This window comes from Pseudomonas sp. MD195_PC81_125 (assembly GCF_014060985.1).
Taxonomy (GTDB): domain Bacteria; phylum Pseudomonadota; class Gammaproteobacteria; order Pseudomonadales; family Pseudomonadaceae; genus Aquipseudomonas; species Aquipseudomonas parakoreensis.
This window is the reverse complement of the sequence record NZ_JABULD010000471.1, coordinates 1-6,234: the sequence shown is the minus strand read 5'-3', so window position 1 is coordinate 6,234 and position 6,234 is coordinate 1. Positions and strand designations below refer to the sequence as shown.

Genomic DNA, 6,234 nt, shown 5'->3' with positions numbered 1-6,234 from the left:
CACAATGTCCGTGTCAAGGCGACTTACCATGCCCACCGCCCTTTACCGCCTCATCCTCGCTATCGCACTGCTGTTGCCGATGACGGCCTTTGCCGGCGACGCCGAAGACTTCGTCGCCGCCAACCCCGTGCAACAGGCCAAACTGCTGGAAGCCTGGGCTGCGCAGCCCGAGCCGACGCGTGTCGAACTGATCAACGCCCTGCAACAAGGCGAATTGACCCTCGACGGCCAAACCAAAACCCTGCGCCTGAACAACCGCCTGCGGGGTCTGATCGACACCGCTTTGGCCAGCCACCAATTGCTCGCCGCCGACGCCAAAACCCGTCTGACCGCCGCGCAGCAATTGCAGAAAAGCGCGAAACCCGCGCAGCTGAAATTCCTCGACCAGCAACTGGCTGGTGAAAAAGACGAGAACGTCCACGCCGCCCTGAGCCTGGCGCTGGCCAACCTGCAACTGGTGGACAGCGACCCGGCGGTGCGTCTGGCCGCCGTACGCCTGCTCGGCGAAACCGGCGATCCGCTGGCCCGCACCCGCTTGGAAGGACTGCTCGAACCCGGCGTCGAAAGCGATGCCGGTGTACGTACCGCCGCCGAAACCAGCCTCGCGCAGGTCAAGCGCAAACTGCTGATCGGTGAAGTGTTGGGTCAAGCGTTCAGCGGCATGTCGCTCGGCTCGATTCTGCTGCTCGCGGCCCTCGGTCTGGCGATCACCTTCGGCCTGCTCGGGGTGATCAACATGGCCCACGGCGAGATGCTGATGCTCGGCGCCTACTCGACCTACGTGGTGCAGTTGCTGTTCCAGCGCTACGCGCCGCAGGCGATCGAGTTCTATCCGCTGATCGCGTTGCCGGTGGCGTTCTTCGTCACCGCAGCAATCGGCATGGCGCTGGAGCGCACAGTGATTCGTCACCTCTACGGCCGACCGCTGGAAACCCTGCTCGCCACCTGGGGCATCAGCCTGATGCTGATTCAACTGGTGCGCCTGCTGTTCGGTGCGCAGAACGTTGAAGTGGCGAATCCGGCGTGGCTGTCCGGCGGCATTCAGGTGCTGCCGAATCTGGTGCTGCCGTACAACCGCATCGTGATCATCGCCTTCGCCTTGTTCGTGGTGGTGCTGACCTGGCTGCTGCTGAACAAGACCCGCCTCGGCCTCAATGTCCGCGCGGTCACGCAGAACCGCAACATGGCCGCCTGCTGCGGCGTGCCCACCGGGCGCGTCGACATGCTCGCCTTCGGCCTCGGTTCGGGCATCGCCGGCCTCGGTGGCGTGGCGCTGAGCCAGATCGGCAACGTCGGCCCGGACCTGGGCCAGAGCTACATCATCGACTCGTTCCTGGTGGTGGTGCTGGGCGGTGTCGGCCAACTCGCCGGCAGCGTACTGGCGGCGTTCGGCCTGGGCATCGCCAACAAGATTCTCGAACCGCAGATCGGTGCGGTGCTCGGCAAAATCCTGATCCTCGCGCTGATCATTCTGTTCATCCAGAAACGTCCGCAAGGCCTCTTCGCACTGAAAGGACGGGTGATCGACTGATGAACCAGCCTCTACTTGTCACGGCCACGCAAAAGGCCGGCCCGAAACTCACCCTCGCCATCGGCGCGCTGATCCTCGCGCTGTTGATCGCCCTGCCGTTGCTCTCGCTGTTGCCGGCGGACAGCGCGCTGCATGTCTCGGCCTACACCCTGACGCTGGTCGGCAAAATCCTCTGCTACGCCATCGTTGCTCTGGCGCTGGATCTGGTCTGGGGGTTACGCCGGGCTGCTGTCGCTGGGCCACGGGCTGTTCTTCGCCCTCGGCGGTTATGCGATGGGCATGTACCTGATGCGCCAGGCCGCCGGTGACGGCTTGCCGGCGTTCATGACCTTTCTGTCATGGACCGAACTGCCGTGGTACTGGAGCGGCACCAGCAGTTTTATCTGGTCGATGTGTCTGGTGGTGCTGGCGCCGGGTCTGCTGGCGCTGGTGTTCGGTTTCTTTGCCTTCCGCTCGCGGATCAAGGGCGTGTATTTCTCGATCATGACCCAGGCCCTGACCTTCGCCGGCATGCTCCTGTTTTTCCGCAACGAGACCGGCTTCGGCGGTAACAACGGCTTCACCAATTTCCGCACGATTCTCGGCTTCGGCATCACTGAACCGGGTACCCGCGCGGTGCTGTTTCTGGCCACCGTGTTGTTGCTTGTGGCAAGTCTGTTCATCGGCTGGCGTCTGGCGCAGAGCAAGTTCGGCCGGGTGCTGACCGCGCTGCGCGATGCGGAAAACCGCCTGATGTTCTGCGGCTACGACCCGCGCGGTTTCAAGCTGTTCGTCTGGGTCTTGAGCGCGGTGCTGTGCGGTCTGGCCGGGGCGTTGTACGTACCGCAAGTAGGGATCATCAACCCCAGCGAAATGTCGCCGACCAATTCGATCGAAGCGGCGGTGTGGGTCGCCCTCGGCGGTCGCGGCACGCTGATCGGGCCGCTGCTCGGCGCCGGTGTGGTCAACGGCATGAAGAGCTGGTTCACCGTGGCGTTCCCTGAATACTGGCTGTTCTTCCTCGGCGCGCTGTTCATCGTCGTGACGTTGTATTTGCCCAAAGGCGTGATCGGCCTGCTGAAGAAACGAGGTGAACAATGAGAGTCACAGCGAGTGCTGAATTCATGCTTGAACCGGCGTTTTTCCCCGTAGAACCGAACAAGGACGAAGGCACCAGCCGTGACTCGATCGGCCTCGGCCAACGCGTCGGCCCCGGCCTCGACACCCGTCACGGCACGATCCTGACCCTGGAAGACATCAGCGTCAGCTTCGACGGTTTTCGCGCCCTGAACAATCTGAACCTGTACATCGGCGTCGGCGAGTTGCGCTGCATCATCGGCCCCAACGGCGCGGGCAAGACCACGCTGATGGACGTGATCACCGGCAAGACCCGCCCCAGCCACGGCAAGGCCTGGTTCGGCGAAACCCTGGATCTGACGCAAATGAGCGAAGTGCAGATCGCCCAGGCCGGGATCGGCCGCAAGTTCCAGAAACCGACGGTGTTCGAAGCGCTGAGCGTGTTCGAGAACCTGGAACTGGCGCAGAAAACCGACAAGTCGGTGTGGGCCAGCTTGCGCGCACGCCTGAGCGGCGAGCAGCGCGAGCGCATCAGCGAAGTGCTGGAAACCATTCGCCTGACCACCTCGGTCAATCGCCCGGCGGGCTTGCTCTCTCACGGCCAGAAGCAGTTTCTGGAGATCGGCATGCTGCTGATGCAAGACCCGCAACTGCTGCTGCTCGACGAACCGGTGGCGGGCATGACCGATGCCGAAACCGAATTTACCGCCGAGCTGTTCAAGTCGCTGGCCGGCAAGCATTCGCTGATGGTGGTGGAGCATGACATGGGCTTCGTCGGCTCGATTGCCGACCACGTCACGGTGCTGCATCAGGGCAGCGTGCTGGCGGAAGGGTCGCTGGAGCAGGTGCAGGAAAACGAGCGGGTGATCGAGGTCTACCTCGGCCGCTGATGATCCATCCCCTGTAGGAGCTGCCGAAGGCTGCGATCTTTTTTGATCTTTGCATYTTRAAAAACAGCATCAAAAAGATCGCAGCCTGCGGCAGCTCCTACAGATTTTTTATTCGCAGTTCTGCGCAATCTGCTTCTGCGCTTCGACAATGCGCTCCTGACGCTGCGCATCATCCAGCCGCCGTACTTGTCCCTCCACTTCCTCCCGCAAACGCGGATTGTTCTGCAATTGCGCCAGGTTCGTCCGTGCCTGTTCGCAAAATGCCTTGAGCTGCGCCTGCTGCTCCGCCACCTGTTTCTTCACCTTGTCGTCGATGGCTTTCTGATCGCCCAGCGCACCACTGCCAGGCATGGCGGCAGGTTTCGGTGGGGGCGAGGAGGGCGTCTGCACAGTCGTCGCCGGCAGCCCTTGCGGCGGCTGCGCATCGAAGTGCGTGACGCCTTGAGCGTCGACCCATTTGTAGATCTGAGCGGCCGAGCACCAGGGGCTGAGGCCGATCAGCAGAGTTAACAGAAGCGTTCGCATGCTGATTCCTTGGCAAAATTGCGCAATTGACGCTAACAGAGTAGCTGTTTTCAGGTTTTTTCTTGCGTTCTCATGTGCTTACCCACAATTAAGCACATTGACGGCTTGACTTGGAGAGGGCGAAACAGAAGAATCCAAAGTCCGCTGTAGAGGGACTGCCAGAAGCAGACCCACTCGGCAGATCATGAGGCGCCTATCCGCGTCGACCTGTTACACCCGCAACGCGTTACCTCGCGCTGGGTGGGAAAGGCCCGCAACACTTGGGACGATCCCAATACTTGCTCAGTCAGTGCTGACGTAGTCGGCGACCACCGTCGCTCATGCTCTGCCGAGAAGTAAACCTATTAAGACCCGCCCCTTTTTGTGGACGGTATTCTGGCGTTTTAGAGGTGAACAACGTGGAGCTTTTATCTGGCGGTGAGATGCTCGTCCGCTTCTTGCGTGACGAAGGCGTCAAATATATCTACGGGTACCCGGGTGGTGCTCTCCTGCATGTTTACGATGCCCTGTTCAAAGAACCGGAAGTGACCCACATTCTGGTTCGTCACGAACAAGCGGCGACCCATATGGCTGACGGCTACGCCCGTGCCACCGGTAAAGCCGGCGTGGTATTGGTGACTTCCGGTCCAGGCGCCACAAACGCCATCACCGGTATCGCCACCGCCTATATGGATTCGATTCCAATGGTGATCATTTCCGGTCAGGTGCCAAGCACCATGGTCGGTACCGACGCGTTCCAGGAAACCGACATGATCGGTATCTCCCGGCCAATCGTGAAGCACAGCTTCATGATCAAGCACGCCTCGGAAATCCCGGAAGTCATGAAGAAGGCGTTCTACCTGGCGCAATCCGGTCGTCCAGGCCCGGTCGTGGTCGATATCCCGAAAGACATGACCAACCCGGCCGAGAAGTTCGAATACGTTTTTCCGAAAAAAGCCAAGCTGCGCTCCTACAGCCCGGCCGTTCGCGGTCACTCCGGGCAAATCCGCAAGGCGGCAGAAATGCTCCTGGCGGCCAAGCGTCCCGTGCTCTATTCCGGTGGCGGCGTGATTCTGGGCAACGGTTCCGCACCGCTGACCGAACTGGCGAAAATGCTCAACCTGCCAGTGACCAACACCTTGATGGGCCTGGGCGGTTTCCCGGGTACTGATCGTCAGTTCATCGGCATGCTCGGCATGCACGGCAGCTACACCGCCAACCTGGCGATGCACCATGCCGACGTGATCCTGGCTGTTGGCGCACGTTTCGATGACCGTGTGATCAACGGCGCAGCGAAGTTCTGCCCGAACGCCAAGATCATCCACATCGATATCGACCCGGCTTCGATCTCCAAGACCATCAAGGCCGACGTGCCAATCGTTGGTCCGGTGGAGAGTGTCCTGACCGAAATGGTCGCGATCCTCAAGGAAATCGGCGAGACCCCGAACAAGGAGTCCGTGGCCAGTTGGTGGAAGCAAGTCGATGAGTGGCGCGGTGATCGCGGCCTGTTCCCTTATGAAAAGGGCGACGGCAGCCTGATCAAGCCGCAGACCGTGATCGAGACCCTGTGCGAAGTGACCAAGGGCGATGCCTTCATCACGTCCGACGTGGGCCAGCACCAGATGTTCGCGGCGCAGTACTACAAGTTCAACAAGCCGAACCGCTGGATCAACTCCGGTGGCCTGGGCACCATGGGCTTCGGTTTCCCGGCGGCCATGGGCATCAAGTTGAGCTTCCCGGATGACGACGTTGCCTGCGTCACTGGCGAAGGCAGCATCCAGATGAACATCCAGGAACTGTCGACCTGCCTGCAATATGGCTTGCCGGTGAAAATCGTCATCCTGAACAACGGTGTTCTGGGGATGGTTCGTCAGTGGCAGGACATGAGCTATGGCAGCCGTCACTCGCACTCTTATATGGAGTCGCTGCCTGACTTCGTCAAACTGGCTGAAGCCTACGGTCACGTCGGCGTGCGCATCACCGATTCGAAGGATTTGAAGTCGAAGATGGAAGAAGCGTTCGCCATGAAAGATCGTCTGGTGGTGATCGATATTTCGGTCGATACCAGCGAGCACGTCTATCCGATGCAGATCAAAGACGGCTCCATGCGCGATATGTGGCTGAGCAAGACGGAGCGTACTTAATCATGCGGCACATTATTTCCCTGCTTCTGGAAAACGAACCCGGTGCTTTGTCTCGCGTAGTCGGCCTGTTCTCGCAGCGCAACTACAACATTGAAAGCCTGACGGTGGC

The 6,234-nt window shown here is 60.6% G+C and carries 5 protein-coding genes and 1 pseudogene; 5 read left to right on the top strand and 1 reads right to left on the bottom strand.

Annotated elements, in window-relative coordinates:
- Positions 1 to 28 precede the first annotated feature (28 nt).
- From urtB to urtD, 3 genes and pseudogenes are all read left to right on the top strand, one after another.
- Complete coding sequence (gene urtB, locus HT737_RS18840; RefSeq protein WP_182403631.1) at positions 29 to 1,531, top strand: urea ABC transporter permease subunit UrtB; 1,503 nt, start codon at positions 29 to 31, stop codon at positions 1,529 to 1,531.
- Positions 1,531 to 2,611 (top strand): annotated as a pseudogene (urtC, locus tag HT737_RS18835) (urea ABC transporter permease subunit UrtC). Before urtB ends, urtC begins: the two are co-directional and overlap by 1 nt.
- Positions 2,608 to 3,477 carry an urea ABC transporter ATP-binding protein UrtD gene (gene urtD, locus HT737_RS18830; RefSeq protein WP_103368047.1) on the top strand — a complete coding sequence of 290 codons (870 nt, stop codon included), beginning with the start codon at positions 2,608 to 2,610 and terminating at the stop codon, positions 3,475 to 3,477. Before urtC ends, urtD begins: the two are co-directional and overlap by 4 nt.
- 108 nt (positions 3,478 to 3,585) lie before the next feature.
- Here the strand turns inward: urtD and HT737_RS18825 are convergent, their stop codons facing one another.
- Positions 3,586 to 4,002 carry a DUF4124 domain-containing protein gene (locus HT737_RS18825; protein ID WP_182403629.1) on the bottom strand — a complete coding sequence of 139 codons (417 nt, stop codon included), beginning with the start codon at positions 4,000 to 4,002 and terminating at the stop codon, positions 3,586 to 3,588.
- A 398-nt stretch (positions 4,003 to 4,400) separates the two neighbouring features.
- Here HT737_RS18825 and HT737_RS18820 point away from each other — a divergent pair, with 398 nt between their 5' ends.
- Together HT737_RS18820 and HT737_RS18815 are read left to right on the top strand one after the other, a co-directional pair.
- Positions 4,401 to 6,125 (top strand): acetolactate synthase 3 large subunit, encoded by a 1,725-nt coding sequence (locus HT737_RS18820; RefSeq protein WP_041065497.1) that lies wholly within the window; start codon positions 4,401 to 4,403, stop codon positions 6,123 to 6,125.
- 2 nt (positions 6,126 to 6,127) lie between these two features.
- Positions 6,128 to 6,234: ACT domain-containing protein (locus HT737_RS18815; RefSeq protein WP_182403627.1), on the top strand; the 107-nt coding region annotated here is incomplete at its 3' end.

Bases quoted from the DNA above. Each gene is read 5' to 3' on its own strand.
- urtD (WP_103368047.1), top strand. From the start codon at position 2,608: ATGAGAGTCACAGCGAGTGCTGAATTCATGCTTGAACCGGCGTTTTTC.
- urtB (WP_182403631.1), top strand. From the start codon at position 29: ATGCCCACCGCCCTTTACCGCCTCATCCTCGCTATCGCACTGCTGTTG.
- HT737_RS18825 (WP_182403629.1), bottom strand. From the start codon at position 4,002: ATGCGAACGCTTCTGTTAACTCTGCTGATCGGCCTCAGCCCCTGGTGC.